22 protein-coding genes are annotated in these 20693 nt (G+C 37.9%); 14 read left to right on the top strand and 8 right to left on the bottom strand.

The genetic code is table 11. From position 1 onward, the window contains the following. The first annotated feature begins 374 nt into the window (after window positions 1–374). The 6 genes from dnaG (at window position 375) to M3610_RS06090 (ending at window position 7482) form a co-directional block, all read left to right on the top strand. Window positions 375–2183, top strand: a complete 1809-nt coding sequence (dnaG, locus tag M3610_RS06115) for a DNA primase (RefSeq protein ID WP_251457339.1) — start codon at window positions 375–377, stop codon at window positions 2181–2183. 42 nt (window positions 2184–2225) lie between these two features. After that, window positions 2226–3356, top strand: coding sequence for an RNA polymerase sigma factor RpoD (gene rpoD, locus M3610_RS06110; protein WP_098575532.1), 1131 nt, complete (start codon window positions 2226–2228; stop codon window positions 3354–3356). Window positions 3357–3733: 377 nt separating this feature from the next. Next, a complete protein-coding gene (locus M3610_RS06105) occupies window positions 3734–4873 on the top strand; it encodes an acyl-CoA dehydrogenase family protein (RefSeq protein WP_251457337.1) in 1140 nt (379 codons plus the stop codon). Window positions 4874–5069: 196 nt separating this feature from the next. Then, window positions 5070–5435, top strand: a complete 366-nt coding sequence (gene cccA, locus M3610_RS06100; protein ID WP_098575530.1) for a cytochrome c550 — start codon at window positions 5070–5072, stop codon at window positions 5433–5435. Window positions 5436–5660: 225 nt separating this feature from the next. After that, the gene (locus tag M3610_RS06095) at window positions 5661–6380 is read left to right on the top strand and encodes a tRNA (adenine(22)-N(1))-methyltransferase (RefSeq protein WP_251457334.1); all 720 of its coding nucleotides are present in this window, start codon (window positions 5661–5663) and stop codon (window positions 6378–6380) included. After that, on the top strand, window positions 6367–7482 hold the full coding sequence (locus tag M3610_RS06090) for a Nif3-like dinuclear metal center hexameric protein (protein WP_251457329.1): 1116 nt from the start codon (window positions 6367–6369) through the stop codon (window positions 7480–7482). Before M3610_RS06095 ends, M3610_RS06090 begins: the two co-directional genes overlap by 14 nt. Window positions 7483–7531: 49 nt before the next feature. Here M3610_RS06090 and M3610_RS06085 read toward each other — a convergent pair whose 3' ends face one another. Both M3610_RS06085 and M3610_RS06080 read right to left on the bottom strand, forming a co-directional pair. Continuing rightward, window positions 7532–8473: a 4-hydroxy-3-methylbut-2-enyl diphosphate reductase gene (locus M3610_RS06085; protein WP_251457326.1), complete on the bottom strand. Its 942-nt coding sequence runs from the start codon at window positions 8471–8473 to the stop codon at window positions 7532–7534. 137 nt (window positions 8474–8610) lie between these two features. Next, complete coding sequence (locus M3610_RS06080; RefSeq protein WP_251457323.1) at window positions 8611–9270, bottom strand: YqfQ family protein; 660 nt, start codon at window positions 9268–9270, stop codon at window positions 8611–8613. A 252-nt stretch (window positions 9271–9522) separates the two neighbouring features. Here M3610_RS06080 and M3610_RS06075 point away from each other — a divergent pair, with 252 nt between their 5' ends. Together M3610_RS06075 and M3610_RS06070 are read left to right on the top strand one after the other, a co-directional pair. Then, entirely contained in the window at window positions 9523–10839 is a 1317-nt protein-coding gene (locus M3610_RS06075) for a DEAD/DEAH box helicase (protein WP_098575525.1), read from the top strand. Between the two features lie 22 nt (window positions 10840–10861). After that, entirely contained in the window at window positions 10862–11755 is an 894-nt protein-coding gene (locus M3610_RS06070; RefSeq protein ID WP_098575524.1) for a deoxyribonuclease IV, read from the top strand. Window positions 11756–11784: 29 nt separating this feature from the next. Here the strand turns inward: M3610_RS06070 and M3610_RS06065 are convergent, their stop codons facing one another. Beyond that, window positions 11785–12042: a DUF2624 domain-containing protein gene (locus tag M3610_RS06065; protein WP_251457321.1), complete on the bottom strand. Its 258-nt coding sequence runs from the start codon at window positions 12040–12042 to the stop codon at window positions 11785–11787. A 171-nt stretch (window positions 12043–12213) separates the two neighbouring features. Between M3610_RS06065 and M3610_RS06060 the strand changes: the two genes are divergently transcribed. Genes M3610_RS06060 through zur form a run of 3 tightly spaced genes read left to right on the top strand, consistent with a single transcriptional unit; the run spans window position 12214 to window position 14242 of the window. Then, window positions 12214–12987 carry a metal ABC transporter ATP-binding protein gene (locus tag M3610_RS06060; protein WP_251457318.1) on the top strand — a complete coding sequence of 258 codons (774 nt, stop codon included), beginning with the start codon at window positions 12214–12216 and terminating at the stop codon, window positions 12985–12987. Further along, a complete protein-coding gene (locus tag M3610_RS06055; RefSeq protein ID WP_251457316.1) occupies window positions 12984–13835 on the top strand; it encodes a metal ABC transporter permease in 852 nt (283 codons plus the stop codon). Before M3610_RS06060 ends, M3610_RS06055 begins: the two co-directional genes overlap by 4 nt. Further along, window positions 13832–14242 (top strand): zinc uptake transcriptional repressor Zur, encoded by a 411-nt coding sequence (gene zur, locus M3610_RS06050; protein WP_251457313.1) that lies wholly within the window; start codon window positions 13832–13834, stop codon window positions 14240–14242. The genes M3610_RS06055 and zur overlap by 4 nt, the downstream gene beginning before the upstream one ends. 44 nt (window positions 14243–14286) lie before the next feature. On the opposite strand, the gene M3610_RS06045 is transcribed toward zur, so the two are convergent. Next, entirely contained in the window at window positions 14287–14880 is a 594-nt protein-coding gene (locus M3610_RS06045) for a 5' nucleotidase, NT5C type (RefSeq protein WP_251457311.1), read from the bottom strand. Between the two features lie 197 nt (window positions 14881–15077). Between M3610_RS06045 and M3610_RS06040 the strand changes: the two genes are divergently transcribed. Next, the gene (locus tag M3610_RS06040) at window positions 15078–15560 is read left to right on the top strand and encodes a DUF4190 domain-containing protein (protein WP_251457309.1); all 483 of its coding nucleotides are present in this window, start codon (window positions 15078–15080) and stop codon (window positions 15558–15560) included. A gap of 57 nt (window positions 15561–15617) precedes the next feature. On the opposite strand, the gene ispG is transcribed toward M3610_RS06040, so the two are convergent. The 3 genes from ispG to M3610_RS06025 form a co-directional block, all read right to left on the bottom strand. Then, complete coding sequence (ispG, locus tag M3610_RS06035) at window positions 15618–16718, bottom strand: flavodoxin-dependent (E)-4-hydroxy-3-methylbut-2-enyl-diphosphate synthase (protein WP_180230196.1); 1101 nt, start codon at window positions 16716–16718, stop codon at window positions 15618–15620. 117 nt (window positions 16719–16835) lie between these two features. Next, entirely contained in the window at window positions 16836–17168 is a 333-nt protein-coding gene (locus M3610_RS06030) for a hypothetical protein (protein WP_251457307.1), read from the bottom strand. Between the two features lie 97 nt (window positions 17169–17265). After that, a complete protein-coding gene (locus M3610_RS06025) occupies window positions 17266–18039 on the bottom strand; it encodes a DUF1189 domain-containing protein (protein WP_251457304.1) in 774 nt (257 codons plus the stop codon). Window positions 18040–18215: 176 nt separating this feature from the next. On the opposite strand from M3610_RS06025, the gene M3610_RS06020 reads away from it, so the two are divergent. Further along, window positions 18216–18701, top strand: a complete 486-nt coding sequence (locus tag M3610_RS06020) for a DUF456 domain-containing protein (RefSeq protein WP_098575515.1) — start codon at window positions 18216–18218, stop codon at window positions 18699–18701. A 285-nt stretch (window positions 18702–18986) separates the two neighbouring features. Here M3610_RS06020 and M3610_RS06015 read toward each other — a convergent pair whose 3' ends face one another. Then, on the bottom strand, window positions 18987–19682 hold the full coding sequence (locus M3610_RS06015; protein WP_251457300.1) for a Crp/Fnr family transcriptional regulator: 696 nt from the start codon (window positions 19680–19682) through the stop codon (window positions 18987–18989). Window positions 19683–20029: 347 nt separating this feature from the next. Between M3610_RS06015 and M3610_RS06010 the strand changes: the two genes are divergently transcribed. Beyond that, window positions 20030–20638 (top strand): superoxide dismutase, encoded by a 609-nt coding sequence (locus M3610_RS06010; RefSeq protein ID WP_251457298.1) that lies wholly within the window; start codon window positions 20030–20032, stop codon window positions 20636–20638. Window positions 20639–20693 lie beyond the last annotated feature (55 nt).

Genomic DNA, 20693 nt, shown 5'->3' with positions numbered 1-20693 from the left:
TAAAGAAGGAATATGCGGAGTAATGTAGAATTAATACTTATGTAAACGGCAATTCGACTATTTATGCCGGTGTAGATTCATGCCCGGATTAAACGGAGATTGTCGAAATAGTGTTGGTGTTTAGTCCTCATATTCTTTTTGCTGCTTTCTACGTTCATCATATGAAAGAAGAAAACTCTACATATACAAACTGGAAATATGTTGATGTGCACAAGCAAGAAAAAGGGGGATTTATGGAAAGGAACCAAAACTTTTTCAAACAGAAGAGCGTGAAAAATTTAAGACAGAATTAAATTCCAAAAATTTTGTCGAATTTTGCAGGAATTAAGAGGGTGCCTGCCGAATACCTGATAGACCAAATGGAGTTGTTTTACATGGCAGAACGTATTGCCGAAGAAAAGATTAATCAAATTCGTCAGTCTGTTGATATTGTCGAAGTAATCAGCGATTATGTTCAACTGAAAAAGCAGGGGCGAAATTACTTCGGATTATGTCCATTCCATGGAGAAAGCACCCCGTCATTTTCTGTATCTATTGATAAACAAATTTTCCATTGCTTTGGTTGCGGCGCTGGTGGTAATGTCTTTTCATTTCTAATGGAGCTAGAAGGGATCTCCTTCCAAGAAGCAGCCATAAAACTAGCTGCAAAGGCTAATATAGACCTTGAAATCAATTTGTCTGGCGGATATGGTGAGAAAAAGTTTTCGGAAGAGCACCAAGCATTTTTAGGTGCTCATGAGCTGTTACAGAAATTTTACCATCATTTGCTAGTAAATACAAAAGAAGGTCAACATGCTTTGGAATATTTGCTTCAGAGGGGATTCACTCGAGAATCAATAGATAAGTTTCAAATTGGGTATTCTTTAAATTCATGGGATTATGTTTTTAAGTTTCTTTCAAAAAGAGATTTTCCGCCTGAATGGATGGAGAAAGCCGGATTAATTATCAAACGTGAAAGAGATGGGACTTATTTCGATCGATTTAGGGATCGGATTATGTTTCCGATTTTTGACCGAAACGGCAATACGATTGCTTTTTCAGGAAGAACACTTGGGGCCGACGAGCCCAAATATTTAAATAGTCCTGAAACGCCAATCTTTAATAAAAGTAAAATTTTATACAATTACCATAATGCGAAGCCAAGTTTAAAAAAATCGCAATTTGCTGTTTTATTTGAGGGATTTGCTGATGTTATTTCTGCAAATCGCGCTGGTGTGGAAAATGGTATAGCCACGATGGGGACTTCCTTGACAGATGAACATATAGCCCTCTTACGGCAAAATGTCCAATCCGTAACCATTTGCTACGATTCTGATAAACCCGGAATTGAGGCAGCCTATCGTGCTGGAAACCATCTTAGTAATGGTGGATTTCAAGTAAAGGTTGCGATGATGCCAGATGGAATGGACCCAGATGAATATATTAAAAAGAATGGTCCCGAAAAATTCCGAAATGAGGTTATTAGTGCAAGTCTAACGTGGATGGCGTTCAAATTTCTTTACTTTCGCAGGGGGAAAAATCTGCAAATTGAAGGAGATAGACTTGCATATATCGAAGTGTTAATAAAGGAAATTAGCACTTTGAATAAAGCAGTTGAAAGGGATCACTATTTACGTCAACTTGCCGCTGAATTCTCACTCTCACTTGATGCTTTAAAACAGCAGCAAAAGGAGATATTCTTCGCAGAAAAAAGAAAATCAACTGGAAGTAAGCAACCTGCAAATAAGCCTATTTTAGTCCCAAAGCAAGATAGCAAACTTAAGCCAAAGCATTATACAGCAGAGAGACGATTAATTGCTCACATGTTAAAGGATCGAGATGTGGCTTATAAGGTGCAGGATTTGTTACAGGGTAATACGTTTAATATTGATGAACATCAGGCAATAATAACCTATCTGTTAGCATTTTATGAAGAACATTTCCAGTCTGATTCAAGTGCGTTTTTGTCCTATATTCAAGATGATAATCTCAGACGAATGGTTGCAAACATTGAAATGATGCCCATTAACGATGAGTTAACAAATCATGAATTAAGTGATTATATCAAACAGGTGTTGAATTATCAAAAATTGTTAAAGATAAAAGAAAAAGAAGTGGAACAAAAAGAAGCAGAGCGGCAAAGTGATTTTAGTAAAGCTGCTGCAATTGCAATGGAAATTCTTCAATTGCGTAAATCTCTATAGATTCCATTTTTACTGTCTTTGATTCTGGAAGGAGTGGGACATATGGCTGCTGAAAAATCAGCCCGTTCAAAAGAAGTGGAAAATGAATTCACTTTTGAACAAGTGAAAGACCAGTTAACGGTACTGGGGAAGAAAACCGGCGTCCTTGCCTATGATGATATTGCTGAGAAATTGGCTAACTATGAATTAGATTCTCACCAAATGGAAGAATTTTTTGAGTTCCTCGGTGACCAAGGTATTGAACTGGTTGGCGATAGTGAAGAGGAAGATCCAAATCCTAAGCAATTGGCAAAAGGTGATGATGATGAATTTGATTTAAACGATCTTAGCGTTCCTCCTGGAGTTAAGATTAATGATCCGGTTCGTATGTATCTAAAAGAAATCGGCCGGGTTGACCTGCTTTCCGCTGATGAAGAAAAAAAATTGGCTCTCCGTATTGAACAAGGTGATGAAGAAGCCAAGCGACGCCTTGCAGAGGCAAACCTAAGGCTGGTAGTAAGTATTGCCAAGCGTTATGTGGGCCGCGGAATGTTGTTCCTTGATTTAATCCAAGAAGGAAATATGGGATTAATTAAGGCCGTTGAAAAATTTGATTATCAAAAAGGTTTTAAATTCAGTACTTATGCAACCTGGTGGATTCGCCAAGCGATTACACGTGCAATTGCTGACCAAGCGAGGACGATTCGTATTCCTGTGCATATGGTTGAAACGATTAATAAATTAATCCGTGTTCAGCGTCAGTTACTTCAGGATCTTGGCCGTGAACCAACACCAGAAGAAATTGGTGAAGATATGGATCTCACACCTGATAAGGTTAGAGAAATTTTGAAAATCGCCCAAGAGCCTGTATCACTTGAAACACCAATTGGTGAAGAAGATGATTCCCATCTAGGTGATTTTATTGAGGACCAAGATGCAACCTCTCCTTCAGAACATGCTGCTTATGAATTATTAAAAGAGCAGTTGGAAGATGTCCTAGATACACTTACTGACAGAGAAGAAAATGTCCTCCGCCTGCGTTTTGGACTGGATGATGGCCGAACTCGTACACTTGAAGAGGTTGGTAAAGTCTTCGGTGTTACACGGGAACGTATCCGTCAAATTGAAGCTAAGGCATTAAGGAAATTACGCCATCCTAGCCGCAGTAAGCGATTAAAAGATTTCTTAGAATAAAATTCATTAATAAATAGTTTACTTCATCATTTGAAGTAGGCTATTTTTTTGCCAAGCATACGTAATATCATAAATGGAAATGTAAGCACTTTCTGTATTTGAATCCATTTTACTGAATTGTCTCTCATTTTGCAAATAGACATGAGAATTTCCTGACATGGTTTTTTATCTTTTACTTTTGTAAAAAAGAGATAGAATTTGTTTTCCATTAACAGAATAGTGAAATATTTTAGTTATCCGTTATCATTGATTGAATTTTTATTATATCCATATAATAGAATATTTTTTAAAATTTTTAAGTATTGTGAAATAAAGATAATTCCTCTTATAATAGTAAAGAAAGCGCATTCATTTGGTTTTTGATAAGGGGGATGAACATGAATTTTGACTTAACTTCTGAGCAGGAAATGATAAAGAGAACAATGCGTCAATTTGCGGAAGAGGAAGTCGCACCAAGTGCGATTGAGCGCGACCGAAATAAACAATTTCCAGTAGAAATATTTAAAAAATTAGCTGGAATGGGCATTATGGGACTGCCTTTTCCTGAGGAATTCGGCGGGGGAGGAGCAGATACAGTCAGCTTTGCGATTGTAACCGAAGAGCTAAGCCGAGCATGCGGCTCGACAGGGATTACCTATTCTGCTCATATTTCTTTAGGAGGGGCACCACTAAATTTATTTGGCACCAAGGAGCAAAAGTTAAAATATCTAACTCCGATTTGTACTGGGGAATCATTTGGTGCGTTTGGGCTTACAGAGCCTAACGCTGGATCTGATGCTGGCGGGACTAGAACATCTGCACGTGAAGAAGACGGTATGTTTGTCATAAACGGAAATAAATGTTTTATTACAAATGCTAGTTATGCGAAGCACCTTTCGTTAACGGCCATTACAGGAGAAAAGGACGGAAAAAAAGAAATAAGTGCAATTATTGTTCCAACTAGTACAGATGGATTCTCTATTATTGATAACTATGAGAAAATGGGCCTGCATTCATCAAATACAACCGAATTAGTGTTAGAGGATGTACGAGTGCCTGTTGAGAACCTTTTAGGCAAGCGTGGAGAGGGTTTTAAACAGTTTTTAATAACGTTAGACGGTGGTCGTATAGGAATTGGTGCGATGGCTGTAGGAATTGCTCAGGGGGCTTATGAAAAAGCTTTAGCCTATGCAAAGGAAAGGAGACAGTTTGGGAAGTCTATTTCCTCTTTCCAAGCTATACAGTTTAAGCTTGCTGATATGGCCATGAAGATCGAATTGGCCCGGAATATGGTGTATAAGGCAGCCTGGTTAAAGGATCAGGGAAGACCATTTTCAAAGGAGTCAGCAATGTGTAAACTCTATGCATCAGAAATTTGCATGGAAGTGACTGACCAAGCTGTTCAAATTCATGGCGGTTATGGTTATATGAAAGAATATCATGTGGAGCGAATGATGAGAGATGCAAAGCTGCTTGAAATTGGCGAAGGTACTTCAGAGGTCCAAAGAATGGTCATTTCAAGGTTAATTGGATGTTAATAAGATAAAAGAGTGAAATTTAGAACAGGCTAAATTAGAAAATTTTACAAATTTAGCCTGTTTTCTTTTTTTTATGAAGATTATAGTGATAAAATAAGTTTAGGGCTTTTCCTTCTGTTCTTTTTCGAGTAAAATAGTAGTTGTTTGCAGACTATTTTCATATTTACTGACGTTCGTACATAAGGGAGGTAATATCATGAAGCGAAATCCGGTTATTCCTTACGTTCTTATCATGGCTTTTGGAATTGTGCTGATGCTAATTTTGTCTTTCAAAGGTCTTGGTGATAGTAAAGAAATTGCGAAGGATAAAGGAGAAGGCACTGAGAAAACTGAGGTTGCCGCATCAAAGCCTGAGGACATTTACAAGCAATCTTGTATTGGTTGTCATGGCGATCAGTACCAAGGGGTTGTAGGACCATCACTTAAAGGTGTAGGCAGCAAGTATTCTAAAGAAGAAATTATGACCTTTGTAACAAAAGGTAAGGGTACAGGTATGCCAGCAGGACTTGTTCCAGAAGAACAAGCAGCTGCAATGGCAGACTGGTTAGCAACAATAAAATAAGTAAAAAAGGTCCTTTGCATCTGTAAAGGACTTTTTTTATACTAAAACGAAAAGCGGAAGGGCCTTGATCAGGGGCGACGGGCATAAGACGAGCCGGCGAGAAGGTTGTTCTTTAACCTTCTTGACGGATTGGCTTACGACCCCGAGCCCCTAGGCACTGGAGCTGGACAATTCTCAAAGTTCAATGTTTTGGATTTAATAATTTTTATTAAAGTGGTGGTATGATTGAATACAGATAAATTATCAGCTAGGTTAGCAGCGGTTGCCAAATATGTCCCAAGTGGGGCGAGGGTTGCTGATATTGGCTCAGACCATGCATATTTACCTTGTTTCCTAGCGAAAAACAAAGGGATATCATTTGGAATTGCAGGTGAAGTTGCAGTAGGTCCATTTCAATTAGCTGAAAGAAATGTATTAGCAGAAGGATTGACGGATATCATTTCGGTGCGAATGGGTGATGGTCTAGAGGTTATTGAAGATGGAGAAGTCGATTGTATTACTATCGCTGGTATGGGCGGGGCTTTAATTGCGAGTATTTTAGAGAATGGTAAAGAAAAGTTAACCTCAGTCAAGCGCCTTGTCTTACAGCCCAATATTAATGCTATTTCCATTAGGCAATGGTTTATAGAAAATCATTGGGAGCTTATTGCGGAAGAAATACTTGAAGAAGATGGGAAAATATACGAAATATTAATCGGAGAAAAGGGCGACCCGTATAAGCCGTATAATAAAAATCAAGATTTAGGGCTATTAGTTGGACCTTTCCTTGTTGAAGAACTGGATGAGACTTTTAAGAAAAAATGGACGGCAGAACTGAATAACTGGAAACGTATATATAAGGCACTAGAAAATGCAGCACAATCTCCTGAAACGGAAGATAAAAAGCAAGAAATTATTGGCAAAATTCAGCTTGTAAAGGAGGTTTTAATGGATGAAAATTCCTAATGGTCATGAAGTCATTCAATTGTTTGAACAGTTTTCACCAAAAGGATTGGCGATGGAGGGTGATAAGATTGGATTACAAGTCGGTCGTTTAAATAAAAAAGTAGAGCGAATCATGATTGCACTCGATGTCCTTGAAAATGTTATCGATGAGGCGATTGCAAAAGATGTCCAACTCATTATCGCTCATCATCCGATTATTTATCGTCCCCTTAAGAATTTATTAACGGAATCCGTTCAGGGGAAAATCATTGAAAAATTATTGAAACACGATATTGCTGTTTACGCAGCGCATACGAATCTTGACATAGCAACAGGCGGGGTAAATGATCTGCTTGCAGAAGCACTAGAGCTGGAAAGTACAGAGGTTCTAGTACCTACATTCGAAACTAATCTTAAGAAATTAGTTGTTTTTGTTCCAGTCAGTCATGCAGAGGATCTCAGGAAGGTTCTTGGAAATGCAGGTGCAGGATTTATTGGGAACTACAGCCATTGTTCATTTTCCGGAAGTGGTACGGGACGATTCTTACCAGGAGAAAATACGACTCCATTTCTTGGTGAAACAGGCCGTTTAGAAGAAGTGGAGGAAGTGAGGATTGAGACGATTGTCCCAGAATCTATTCTCAAAAAGACAATAACGGCCATGATCAAAGCCCATCCATATGAAGAAGTGGCCTATGATGTCTATCCACTTGAAAACAAAGGAGAAGTACTCGGTCTTGGACGTATCGGAAAAGTTCCTGAAATGACATTAGAAGAATTTGCGGAAAAAGTTAAAAAGACATTAGAAGTTTCTCATGTCCGAGTGGTTGGGGATTTGTCTTCAAAAGTTAAAAAGGTAGCTGTGTTAGGCGGAGATGGAAATAAATACTTTATGAATGCCAAGTTTCAAGGGGCAGATGTATATGTTACGGGGGATATTTATTATCACACCGCACATGATGCAATGATGCAAGGCTTGAATATGATTGATCCAGGTCATAATGTTGAAAAAGTAATGAAAAAAGGGTTAACAACAGTTCTACAGAAGATGTGCCATGATTCAGGTTTTGAAGTGGAGATTTTTCCTTCTGCTGAAAATACCGATCCATTCCAATTTATATAAAAGAAAAGAACCGGTCATGTAGACTCGGTTCTTTCGATTATTTTTAGGTTTATAATTTTTTTACCTTTGGGAGAATTCTGCTCAGCTGAACTTTTTTGCGGCGGTCCCATGTAACTTCATTATTTGGATCAAATTGCTCCAGGAATGTAATAACTTCTTTTGTTATTGGTGTCGGAGTGGAAGCTCCTGATGTGACGGCAACGTTTTTCGCGTTTTTAATCCAATCAATTTCTAACTCGGTTATATCAGCAATTCGATACGCTTTTGTTCCGGCGATTTCTTCTGAAACTTGTGCAAGACGATTGGAATTATTACTCTTCGGATCACCGACAACAATCGTTACATCTGCTTCTGTTGCTTGTTCAGCAACTGCTTCTTGGCGAATTTGTGTTGCATGGCAAATTTCATTATAGACTTCAACATGTGGATATTTTTCCTGAACTTTTTTCATCGTATCGGATACATCCCATTGACTCATTGTTGTCTGATTAGTGACTAACAATTTGTTACTGTCAATTGTTAAGAGCTCTACATCTTGTGGAGTTTCAACCAAATGTACCATTTCAGGTGCGACCCCAACGGCGCCCTCAGGCTCAGGATGGCCTTTTTTTCCTATATAGATGACTTGATATCCTTGTTTTGTTTTTTCTTCAATTAGATCATGGGTTCTAGTTACATCTGGACAGGTAGCGTCTATCGTTACTAGTCCTTTCTTTTTAGCTAACTCTCTTACTTCAGGCGATATTCCATGGGCCGTAAATATTACGGTTCCTGTGTCTACTTTATCGAGAATATCCTTGCGATTTTTTCCATCTAGGGTAATAATCCCTTCTTCCTCGAACGCATCAGTAACATGTTTATTGTGAACAATCATCCCTAATATGTATATAGGGCGAGGCAATGTTTTATCTAAAGCGGCATTACGTGCAATTACCATTGCATCAACAACACCGTAGCAATAGCCTCGTGGTGAAATTTTGATGATTTGCATATTAAAAGTCCCCCTAAAAAAGACATTGATTCATAGTTTTATGTATTTATTATATAAAACTAATAGATATAATACAAAGATACATTTTTCCTTAACAGTTTTAGGAAAAAAAGAATGCTGTTGCCAGCATCCTTCATTTAAATATACATTTTAGGAATGGAAGATCCCTTTTGGGAAGAAGTTTTTCGTGAAGAAACTGGCTGTTGATGGTTCTTGCGTTTGACCTTTTTTTGGGTACTTTTATTTTCAGATACGTCATGAGAAGATGATTCTTCTGAGGCTGCTTCGGTTTGTTGGCTATTTTTGTCTGAGGCCGCATCCGTATCCTTTGTGGCATTTTTAAATCCTTTATAAATTTTCCACATGGCAGGGAGATTTTTAATCATTGGTCCATATTGTTGGACCATTGGACCGAGGGATTGGGCTGTTTTTAGTACCTGCTGGGTATTATTTAACATGCTTGTTAAGCCGCCGGGGCTACTTAACGATTGAAGCAGACCTCCACCTCCGGATGCAGCTTTGCCAGCTGATTGCATTCCCATAAAGCCGCCTGCTTGGTTGCTTCTTCCAAATAATTTCGAAAGAATTCCACCGCCCCGTGTATTCATCTGATTCGGTCTTCCCATCATTTGTCCCATCATTGGGTTGAATCCTCCTCCAAATTGGTTGGATGAGGGCCCCATCATTGGGCTCCTGCTGCCAAAAGGGTTAAATCCGGGATTCATCATCTGATTATTCCGCCCGAATGGCCCAGGTCCCATTCCCCCTTGCATTGGCATTCTAGATCTTGGTTGCATATCTTAGCCTCCTTTCAAATTGCCTCATGCTTTAAATTATGCATTTATCCTAATTTGGTTTAGGTATTATGCACAGGACAAAGACTAAATTTAGTTGTTTAAAAGTTAGCAGAAGGTAGAAAATGATATTAAAATGAAAGATAACTGGAGTTTTGAAGGAATATTGACTATAATTGCATGATGGAATAAAAAGTGTTAATCATGCTGAAATAAGAAAAACTAATTCAAAGTTTTAATATAAGGAGAAACAATATGAAAGAAAATCGTTTTGATCGTTTTACGTTTCAACCATTTATTATAGAAGCTATTAAAGGATTCGGTTTTACCAATCCGACTGAAATTCAAGAGCGCATGATCCCGGTTGCTTTAAAGGGAGAAAGTGCAATTGGCCAATCTCAAACAGGGACGGGGAAAACCCTCGCTTTTGTCCTGCCTATTCTTGAAAAAATTGATCCGAAACGCTCGGAAGTACAGGCTGTCATAACTGCACCTACCAGAGAACTAGCCTCGCAAATTTACCATCAAATTCTAAAAATAACCGAACACTGCAACCCAGAGCAAGCGATAATGACTAGATGCTACATTGGGGGAACAGACAAGCAGCGAACAATTGAAAAATTAAAAGTCCAACCACATATTGTTGTCGGGACTCCTGGAAGAATCAAGGACCTGATGAGTGATAAGGCGTTATTTGTTCATACTGCGGAAATACTGGTGGTCGATGAAGCAGACATGATGTTAGACATGGGATTTATTGAGGATTTGGACAGAGTGGCTGGAAAAATGCCTGAAAATCTGCAAATGCTTGTTTTCTCAGCAACAATCCCTGAAAAATTAAAACCTTTCCTTAAAAAGTATATGGAAAATCCGAAAACAATTCAAATTGAACCGAAAAGAAGGTCAGCAGAAAATCTAGAGCACTACCTCCTTCCTTCAAGACATCGGAGTAAGAAGCAGCTGGTTCATGATGCACTTGTTGCTTACAATCCCTATTTAGCGATTGTGTTTACAAATACTAAAAAAATGGCTGAAGAGGTCGCTTACTTTTTAAATGAAAAAGGATTAAAGGTTGGCCGAGTTCATGGTGATTTAAACCCGCGTGAACGAAAACAAATGATGAAACAAATACAGGATTTAGAGTACCAATATATAGTTGCGACGGACCTTGCTTCACGAGGAATTGATATTGAAGGGATCAGCCATATCATCAATTATGAGCTTCCTACAGACTTAGATTTTTATATCCATCGCGTCGGGCGAACTGCTCGTGCCGGATATTCTGGGATTGCACTGACAATCTATGAAGCATCAGATGAGGATGCGTTAAATCGATTAGAGAAAATGGGGATACAATTTAATTACGTTGATCTTAAAAATAACGAACTTGTGAAAATTGATGAGCGTAATAAGCGGAAGACCCGTGTAAGACAAGAGGATAAGGCCGATCAAAAAGCCAAATCAATGGTAAAGAAACCAACCAAAGTGAAGCCTGGTTATAAAAAGAAAATGCAGTGGGAAATGGATAAAATAAAAAAACGAGAACGAAGAATCGAACAAAGAAAAAAATAATGGAAGCAGGGAGAGAAAAGTCATGCTGAAATTAGGATCGCATGTATCAATGAGTGGAAAGGGCATGCTTCTTGCAGCAAGTGAAGAAGCAGTTTCCTATGGTGCAAACACGTTTATGGTTTATACAGGAGCACCGCAAAATACAAGAAGAAAAAAAATAGAGGACCTTAATATTGAAGCTGGACGCAGACATATGGAGCAAAACGGTATTTCTGAAATTATTGTCCATGCTCCATATATCATCAATATTGGAAACACAACTAACCCAGATACATTTGAATTGGGTGTCAGGTTTCTTCGATCAGAAATTGAACGAACCGAAGCAATCGGAGCAAAGCAAATTGTCTTACATCCAGGAGCACATGTTAGTGCTGGAACGGAAGCGGGCATTAAAAAAATTATCGAAGGATTAAACGAAGTTCTAACAGGGAAAGAGCAAGTGCAAATTGCCTTGGAAACGATGGCAGGGAAGGGCTCTGAATGTGGTAAATCGTTCGAGGAAATAGCCATGATTATGGACGGTGTCAACTATAGTGATAAGCTATCCGTTTGCTTTGATACTTGTCATACCCATGATGCGGGTTATAATATTGTCGAGGATTTCGATGGAGTTTTAAATGATTTTGATAAAATTATTGGCGTGGACAAACTGAAGGTCTTGCATATTAATGATAGTAAGAATGCTGTCGGGATGAGAAAGGACAGACATGAAAATATCGGTTTTGGCCATATCGGCTTCAAGGCACTTAATTATATCGTCCACCATCCACAACTTTCAGATGTTCCTAAAATTTTAGAAACTCCATTTGTGGGTGAAGATAAGAATAATAAAAAAGCACCCTATAAATATGAAATCAATATGCTTCGTGAGCAGAAGTTTGATGAGAATTTGCTGAATCTAATCATGGAATCATAAGGAAAAAAGCTGTGAGAAGTCACAGCTTTTTACTTTTTGGCCAGTTGCATAAATAATTTATTTACTTCTCGCGCGGTTGTAGGACCAGCAGTTTTGGCAATTTCTTTTACTAATTGAGCCCTTTGTGAATCATCAAAAATATTAACATTTTTCCCTCTTAAGTATTCCGCAATTTTCGCAGCTTGCTGCTTAGTCACAGAGATATTAAACTGTTCTGCATATTTTAGCAGTTCTTCAGCGGTTATCGTATTGATTTTATGATTGATGATGCTCTGAAAAATTGTCACACTCACCACTCCTCACCTTAATGTATGATGAAGTTCCCAGAGTGTGATTACAGATTTTTTGAAACAACTAACTAACTTTAGTGTTATTGGCTTTACAATCAATCAGACCTATTGTATACTACTTGAGTTAAATCGGAATGATTCTTATAATTAAAAGGTGATGTGCAATTTATGCAATCAATTATTGAAATAAAAAAACTTTTTTACCGTTATGAAAAAGATGCGGTTTTGGAGGATATCAATATTATTGTTCCTCATGGTTCTTTCTTAGCGATTGTCGGGCCTAATGGTTCTGGTAAATCAACACTTTTGAAGTTAATCTTAGGTTTATTAAAGCCGCAAAAAGGGGAAATTTATTTATTTGGCCAGGAAATTAATAAATTTAAGGATTGGCAAAAAATTGGCTATGTTTCTCAAAAGGCTAATTCCTTCAACACTGGTTTTCCGGCAACTGTATCGGAAGTGGTCGAGAGTGGTTTGACGAAAAAGCTAGGAATGTTTAAGTTTTTTAAAAAGGAGCATGCTCAAAAAGTTCGCGATGCCTTGGATGCAGTTGGGATGACTAAGTTCAGTAACAGAAATATTGGCGAACTCTCTGGAGGTCAACAACAAAGAGTTTTTATTGCCCGAGCCCTAGTTAGTGAACCGAGCCTCCTTATTCTTGATGAACCCACCGTAGGCGTAGATGCGGAGAATGTAAGTAATTTTTATCAAATGCTTGGTGAATTAAATAAAAATCGTGAAATTACCCTTCTATTGGTTACACATGATATTGGAACAATCTCGGATAAAGTTTCACATGTAGCCTGCTTAAATAAACATTTGCATTTTCATGGAGAAACAAACGAATTTGAACAACTCCGAGCGGATGATATGTCTAAAGCCTATGGGCACGATGTTCACCTGCTAGCCCATCATCATGAGCACGGAGGCGTTATAAGATGATTCAAGGAATTTTCCATTATGAATTTTTACAAAATGCCTTTTTAACTGGGATGATGATCGGGATTATTGCCCCGTTATTAGGAGTGTTTGTTGTTGTCAGGAGATTATCATTAATAGCAGATGCCCTAAGCCATGTAACATTAGCCGGGATAGCAGCTAGTTTGCTTGTAGAAAGAAATGTGGCCATGATGGCGGGTTTAAATCCACTGTACTTAGGAATGGTTTTTTCAGTGGGAGGATCACTATTCATTGAGAAACTAAGAAGTGTTTATAAGCACTACCAAGAACTTGCGATTCCAATTATCCTTTCGAGCGGGATTGGCTTAGGTGTCATATTTATCTCACTTGCCAATGGCTTTAATACTGACTTATTCAGTTATTTGTTCGGCAGTGTCTCCGCCGTTAGCAGAACTGATTTATGGGTCGTGTTTATAATTGGAATTTTAGTGATTCTGGTGATTATCTTATTATATAAAGAACTGTTTTTACTTTCTTTTGATGAGGAACATGCCAAAGCCTCCGGTATTGCAGCAAAAAGTATTCATTTCATTTTTATTGTCATGGTAGCCTTGGTGATCGCGGCATCGATGAGAATTGTTGGGATTTTGTTGGTGTCATCACTAATGACATTACCTGTTGCTGCCAGCATTCGGATCGCGAGAGGATTTAAGCAAACCATTTTCTTATCTGTTTTGTTTGGCGAAGTTTCAGTTCTAGGCGGCTTGTTTACAGCTTACTACCTAGATTTGGCTCCCGGAGGAACAATCGTAATGATTGCCGTTCTCATCTTAATTATCTCCATCTTTTACAAAAAATTATTAATTCATAAGGGGGGGGCAGCCTGGTGAACGTTGATGAAGCGATACAATATTTAAAAGAAAAGGGATTTAAACAAACAGGTAAAAGAGAAGATATGCTGCAATTGTTTGCAGAAAGTGATAAATATTTAACGGCTAAGGACGTATTGGATCACCTCAAAGATGATTACCCTGGTCTGAGTTTTGATACGATATATCGGAATCTCTCTTTATTTGTTAATATGGGAATTCTAGAGATGACTGAATTATCAGGTGAAAAGCACTTCCGTTTTTCTTGTTCAAGGCAGCACCATCATCATCATTTCATTTGTTTGACTTGTGGAAAAACGAAAGAAATTGATACCTGCCCAATGCAAGATCTAAGTGAAAATTTAAAAGGATACGACATTTCCGGTCATAAATTCGAGATTTACGGTCTTTGTCCTGAGTGTCATTAAAAAACAGCTTGTGAAATTCACAAGCTGTTTTTTTATAGGTATTGTTAGAACGTTTGTACCAATGGGCGACTTTCCTTCATCCAATGTTCTACCCAATTCTTTGCTTCATTCCAGTTATTAACACGAATTACCCCATTTGGAATGGGGTCTTGATTATACGGCGTATCAAATAAAATGACTGGGATCTTACACTCTTCATGTATCATAACCGCATTATCATGCTTATCCTCAAAAAAGATATCTAAGCGATGCTTTTTAACGGATGCGACTTTGTCATGTGAGCCAATTAATTCAATGTGATCAAAGGTTAAGCCATTATTAATAAACCATTTAATGGTAATATCAAGCAAATGAGAACTGCGAGCACTGATAAAAAACAATTCATGCTGATTTTCCCATTTTTTAAGGACATGTTCTGCTCCATTCGCAAGTGGGGAATTGGCGTAAATAACCGGTTCGTTTGCTGTAAACCATTCAGCAAACACCTTTTCAGAGACATTTACGTATGGAGTATATTCATATTGGGTAACGTCCTCATACGATATGTTCAGTCCAAATGCTTTATTAATAACAGGTAGGATGGATGATTTTGGGCACGTTACGGTTCCATCGATATCGATGCCAAATCTTTTTTTCATGTGTAGACTCACTTTCCTATTTCTTTTCCGTATTTCTTTATATTTTACCAAAGTATTGGGTTCAATAAAGTAACTATTTACAATTAATTTTTTAAGAATAGAAATAAAAAACTATTTTAGGCAAACATTGACATACTAAAATTGATTCTAAAGCAAACAATAATTAATGCTCCTATTACTGAAAGTGAGGGATTAGGATGGCAGACGAAAGAGACACGAAAGTGCAAGAGGCTCTTCAAAGCTCAACAATTGGTCAAGATATACCCAATTCTCCTGCTTCATTTAGGGAGGAAACCGCATCAGAATTTACTGAACCTATTAAGGCTCACTACACTTTGAAAAAAGATGAGTCTACGCCAAGGATTGGTGCTTCGGTTCCGATACATTCTTCTGAATATAGGGAAGAGACAGCTGCAGAGATTGCTGCACCTGCTCCCCTTGTTCGCAGAAAGGAACACGATGGGGTAAGGGAAAAAGCTGCTGGTGGTACTGGTATCGGGACGCTTGCGTTAGTGCTTTCGATTTTATCACTATTTGTTATGCCAATACTTTTTGGTGCTGCAGGGATTGTGTTAGGCTTCGTTGCCAGAAGAAGAGGAGCCAATGGTTTAGGTGCTTGGGCAATTGGTATCGGTGCAATTTCAATTGTAATCGGTATCTTTATTCTCCCGTTCTTTTAATGTAAACCTGCAGAGGAGCAAAAAGAAACCCGGTGATTTATACCGGGTTTCTTCGTGTTATTGAATGACCTTTTCTTCTTCTGCTTTTTTTTGGAAGTACTCCTCGGCAATTTGATCGATTTCCTTTTTCAATTCCTCTACTAATTGCGCTTCAGGAACTTTGCGGACAATCTCACCCTTCCTGAATAGTAACCCTTCACCACGAGCACCAGCAATTCCAATATCAGCTTCGCGTGCCTCGCCAGGACCGTTAACAGCACAGCCTAATACCGCTACTTTAATCGGTGCTTTAATTTTTTCAATGTATTCTTCCACTTCATTTGCAATACTGATTAAATCAATTTCAATCCGGCCGCAAGTCGGGCATGAGATCAATGTGGCAGCGTTAGAAGAAAGTCCAAAAACTTTTAACAGTTCTCTGGCAACCTTTACTTCTTGAACAGGATCCGCGCTTAAGGAAACGCGAAGTGTGTTCCCGATCCCTTTGTGTAAAATAGCACCTAAACCAGCGGCGCTTTTTATACTGCCAGCAAAAAGAGTGCCTGATTCCGTAATCCCAAGATGGAGGGGATAATCGAATGCTCGAGATGCCTTTTCATACGCTTCAATCGCAAGATTAACATCAGATGCTTTCATGGATACAATAATGTCATGAAAATCTAAATCCTCAAGAATTTTAATATGGTGGAGTGCACTCTCAACCATGCCATCGGCTGTTGGATAACCATATTTCTCTAATATTCTCTTCTCGAGCGAACCTGCATTGACACCAATCCGGATTGGAATACCACGTTCTTTTGCAGCCTTTACAACTGCTTCTACCTTTTCACGTTTACCAATATTTCCTGGATTGATTCTAATTTTATCTGCTCCGCCTTCAATAGCTTTCAGAGCCAATTTATAATCAAAATGAATGTCAACGACAAGTGGTATGTTAATTCTTTTCTTAATTTCAGATATAGCATTTGCCGCGCGTTCATCAGGACAAGCCACCCGCACGATCTGGCAGCCCGCTTCTTCAAGACGTTTTATTTCAGCAACAGTTGCTTCCACATCATGTGTTTTTGTTGTAGTCATACTTTGGATAAATAATTCGTTACTCCCGCCAATTGTTAAGTTACCTACTTTAATTGGCCGGGTCTTTGTGCGATGTATTATTTCACTCACGTGTAATTCGCTCCTTCAAAATGGGATTCGAATATGGTATTAAAAAACAATCCGCCTTTTATTTTATCAGCCTTTCACTATTTTTGACAATAATAAGCATTATCCTCTTTATTTTGAGTAATCAGGGAAATGATATGTAGAGCCAATTTGAATTTTTTCTGGTGTTTCCCCGGGGTTTAGTTTTCGGAAGTCCTGAATTAAGTCAGTGATCGAGACAGGAAGTGGTTTATCCAGTTGATGTTCGACAATTGATATTACGGTTGCTCCGGGTTCCACTTTTGCTTCAAAGGAAGGCAGGTCTGATTTCACCTGCAGTTTGGGTGCCTCGACTTTAGCGTCGACCTGCTGTGTTAGTGAAGAGGGGAGAGTACCAACAGTTAAGTCAATATAGATGACGTATATAATTAAAACGGCTAATAAGAAACCAAATAATTTTTTCATCGGACAAGCCTCCAAATAGGACAGTTTGTACATTGGTATGCTTGTCCAATGGTAAAAAGAACGAGTTTATAAAAAAAACGCCCGCAATGGGCGAATTTTAGTTTACTTTTTTGGGTTTCGGAATTTCCTTTATTGCTAAAGATAATACAATGATTACGACAAACCAATTTATCATAAAGCTGCTGGGAACCGTTGTTTTAATCGCAGCCATGATGGTGAAAAACAGGGTGGGCAACGTTTCACTGTATGCGGCCATTCTCCACAACTGCCGGTAATTAAGATTTCTTCCAAAAAGATTTTTAAGTAACAATCCTATCAATGCCAATACTGTGACTTCAATAAAACTGCCAGCACTTGCAAATAAGTAAATAAATAATGCTCCAACAGGGATGATGATCCATTTCATACCGCTAATTCCGTTAATAAAATTGACGAAGTCACCCTTTGTGATGGCTAATCCTTCTAACATTGAATAGGGATATGTTTCAACTCTGCCCCCTGCTGCAAATACAAATTGATCCTCCAATAATGCAAAAGCGTTACCTTCATCCTCAACATCAGTATCAGAAACAGCACCTGTTGGGTCGAGAATGATTGTAAAGTCATCTCTATTTATCGTAATTGGAACCTTGGTATCCGCAGTTAAATGTCCATCTTCAATAGAAAAATCAGGTAATTTATCATTGATTATTGTATCTGCACTTTCCAGTCCAGTGGTAACAGCTGTGCTTAAATAAATAACGGAAGGGAGAATCGAAATAAAAGTTAAGAAAAAGACATATAGAATTGTCTTTCCAATTCCTTGAAACCGAAACAAGGCAATATCCTTTGGGGAATAGATACTTTTATAAAGTTGTTTAAAAATATTCATAATGACCACCTTTACACATAAATACAAATAAATGCTTCAGCATCTATTGTATCTTTAGTAAGGGTTATATACAAGAATGATACCATTTATAAAAAATTTGAAACCGTTCATAAGATTATTCGTATGAAGGAATGTATACATGTAATAATATCAACAAGTTATGAGGGATGAGTAGAATGGAAATGGTATATTGGGGTATCGTCATATTATTATTTATCGTCGCGTTTGTAGGTCTTGTTTATCCAATCATTCCAAGTGTATTGTTTTTATTAGCTGGGTTTTTATTATATGGTGTGTTTTTTAGTTTTGAACCCTTTCGATGGTATTTTTGGTTGATACAAGGTTTGTTTATCGTCCTTCTTTTTATTGCTGATTACATTGCCAATATGATTGGAATTAAAAAATATGGTGGTTCTAAGGCGGGTGTCTGGGGGAGTACGATTGGAATTTTGGTTGGCCCATTTGTTATTCCTTTTTTAGGAATTCTCATTGGTCCATTTATCGGGGCCATAGCAGCAGAATTAATTTTTAACAAAAGAAGTTTCACGGAGAGCCTAAAAGTTGGATTTGGGTCAGTGATTGGCTTCATAAGTAGTGTTATCACGAAAACTATTATTCAAATCATCATGGTCATCTTTTTTTTCATCGTCGTACTTAAATAGAAAAAAGCCATGCCATGCTTTAGAGATCATTAATGATTTTATAACCCTGTTGATTGTAGTGGAAGGCGGCGAAGACTCCTGCGGGAGTACGGGGCAGGGGAGACCCCGCAGACGCTGAAAGCGGCGAGGAGGCTCCCCGGCACGCCCGCGGAAAGCGAAGCCGCCTGGAACGGAAATCAACAGACTAGTTTAATGTAGCCAAACAAAAAAGACTGTCGATTTAAAACCCGAAATCCTTCGGATTTGATGACAGTCTGAAAAGCCACCTAGGTGGCTTTTTTTCAATTAATTCAATCCACAAATTTCAAAGGAGCAGTTTTGGCAGTCGACTTCTTCTTTTAAGTAGTTTAGTTTTTTTACGGTAAACTTCTGATTATCATAGGAGATAATCTTCTTTTCGCGCAGATCTTTTAATGAGCGTTGAATTACTTCACGTGTTCCAAATGTTAAATTAGCCAGTTCCTGATGTGTTAATGGAAGGTCAATTAGAATACCTTCTTCTGTTTTTATCCCATATGAATTGCATAAGCGAATAAGGATCGAATATAAACCGCCTTTTTTTCCATTCATAATGAGGTCCTGACATTTCATCTGTGCTTTTAAATAACCTGTACTTAACCATGTAACAAAAGAATTCATTGCCTCAGGGTCTGTTAAAATGAAATCTTCAAATTGCTCTTTTCTTATTAGTATCATTTCACACTCAGTTAGTGTTTTTGCGTAAAATTGATAATGAGGATTTTCCTTGAAAAGTTGGTACTCTACAATTAATTCTTGATCGTTTAAGATTTTTAAGATAAAATCTTTGCCGCGTAAATGAACTCTTCCAATTGAAATGCTCCCTTTAAGTAATAAATAAACATACTGAGCAGCATCTTTTTCTTGAAAAAGGATTGAACCGGCTTTTATTTTTTGAATAGGTTCTTTTTTTTGAAAAAAGGCAACTAATAAATTATATATAGAAGAACGGTTTAATTGCATAGAAAATCACTCCTTATCTACCACTTCCCTTTGATTTAAATAGATAATTTATTAAGTGTCAATATGGCTATTACAGGATTTAGAAGTGACAAAAGTTGGATATGACAAAAATCGTTGACAGATTGCCCTTTAGGTAAAAGGTGACAATTTTTCGAAAAATTACGAATGGATGGGCTTCAATACATATTTTTGAATAATATCCAACTGAACGGGAATGGTAAATATGTTAAGAACCTAAGCATTTTATTTGATACAAATAACCAACTTTGGTATCTTAAGGAGGAAAGCTTTAGAAATATTCGAAATTCTAAAGCCGATAAAATCACTTATACATAGGAGGAATTAAAATGGCATTTGAATTACCACAATTACCTTATGCAGAAAACGCACTTGAACCACATATTGACAAAGAAACTATGAATATTCACCACACAAGACACCATAACACATATGTAACAAATTTAAATAACGCTTTAGCTGGTAATGAAGAATTACTTTCTAAATCAGTTGAAGAAGTTATTGCTAATTTGGATGCGGTTCCAGAGGCTGTTCGTACAGCAGTTCGTAACAATGGCGGCGGACACGCTAACCATTCTTTATTCTGGCAAATCCTTTCTCCAAATGGCGGCGGTGCACCAACAGGTGAATTAGCTGACGCAATCAGCAGTAAATTTGGCAGCTTCGAAAACTTTAAAGAAGAATTTGCTAAAGCAGCAACTACTCGTTTCGGATCTGGTTGGGCATGGTTATCTGTAAACAATGGTGAGTTAGAAGTTTCTAGTACACCAAACCAAGATTCTCCATTAATGGAAGGCAAAACTCCAATTCTAGGTCTTGATGTTTGGGAGCATGCTTACTACTTAAACTATCAAAACAAACGCCCAGACTATATTTCCGCTTTCTGGAATGTAGTAAATTGGGATGAAGTTTCAAACCGCTACAGCCAAGCTAAATAATAATGATAATGAAAAAAGGCAGCCCAAGGGTTGTCTTTTTTTGTGAATAAGAAAA

Source organism: Neobacillus sp. MER 74 (genome assembly GCF_023714155.1).
Note: the sequence above shows the minus strand (reverse complement) of the source record. Positions and strands in the feature narration are given on the sequence as shown.

What these genes read in the sequence shown, in the direction of transcription:
- M3610_RS06045 (WP_251457311.1), bottom strand. Translation starts at nt 14,880, where the DNA reads ATGAAAAAAAGATTTGGCATCGATATCGATGGAACCGTAACGTGCCCA.
- M3610_RS06070 (WP_098575524.1), top strand. Translation starts at nt 10,862, where the DNA reads ATGCTGAAATTAGGATCGCATGTATCAATGAGTGGAAAGGGCATGCTT.
- rpoD (WP_098575532.1), top strand. Translation starts at nt 2,226, where the DNA reads ATGGCTGCTGAAAAATCAGCCCGTTCAAAAGAAGTGGAAAATGAATTC.
- M3610_RS06105 (WP_251457337.1), top strand. Translation starts at nt 3,734, where the DNA reads ATGAATTTTGACTTAACTTCTGAGCAGGAAATGATAAAGAGAACAATG.
- M3610_RS06015 (WP_251457300.1), bottom strand. Translation starts at nt 19,682, where the DNA reads ATGCAATTAAACCGTTCTTCTATATATAATTTATTAGTTGCCTTTTTT.
- M3610_RS06080 (WP_251457323.1), bottom strand. Translation starts at nt 9,270, where the DNA reads ATGCAACCAAGATCTAGAATGCCAATGCAAGGGGGAATGGGACCTGGG.
- M3610_RS06075 (WP_098575525.1), top strand. Translation starts at nt 9,523, where the DNA reads ATGAAAGAAAATCGTTTTGATCGTTTTACGTTTCAACCATTTATTATA.
- dnaG (WP_251457339.1), top strand. Translation starts at nt 375, where the DNA reads ATGGCAGAACGTATTGCCGAAGAAAAGATTAATCAAATTCGTCAGTCT.
- M3610_RS06060 (WP_251457318.1), top strand. Translation starts at nt 12,214, where the DNA reads ATGCAATCAATTATTGAAATAAAAAAACTTTTTTACCGTTATGAAAAA.
- cccA (WP_098575530.1), top strand. Translation starts at nt 5,070, where the DNA reads ATGAAGCGAAATCCGGTTATTCCTTACGTTCTTATCATGGCTTTTGGA.
- M3610_RS06090 (WP_251457329.1), top strand. Translation starts at nt 6,367, where the DNA reads ATGAAAATTCCTAATGGTCATGAAGTCATTCAATTGTTTGAACAGTTT.
- M3610_RS06030 (WP_251457307.1), bottom strand. Translation starts at nt 17,168, where the DNA reads ATGAAAAAATTATTTGGTTTCTTATTAGCCGTTTTAATTATATACGTC.
- M3610_RS06010 (WP_251457298.1), top strand. Translation starts at nt 20,030, where the DNA reads ATGGCATTTGAATTACCACAATTACCTTATGCAGAAAACGCACTTGAA.
- M3610_RS06025 (WP_251457304.1), bottom strand. Translation starts at nt 18,039, where the DNA reads ATGAATATTTTTAAACAACTTTATAAAAGTATCTATTCCCCAAAGGAT.
- M3610_RS06055 (WP_251457316.1), top strand. Translation starts at nt 12,984, where the DNA reads ATGATTCAAGGAATTTTCCATTATGAATTTTTACAAAATGCCTTTTTA.
- M3610_RS06020 (WP_098575515.1), top strand. Translation starts at nt 18,216, where the DNA reads ATGGAAATGGTATATTGGGGTATCGTCATATTATTATTTATCGTCGCG.
- M3610_RS06040 (WP_251457309.1), top strand. Translation starts at nt 15,078, where the DNA reads ATGGCAGACGAAAGAGACACGAAAGTGCAAGAGGCTCTTCAAAGCTCA.
- M3610_RS06085 (WP_251457326.1), bottom strand. Translation starts at nt 8,473, where the DNA reads ATGCAAATCATCAAAATTTCACCACGAGGCTATTGCTACGGTGTTGTT.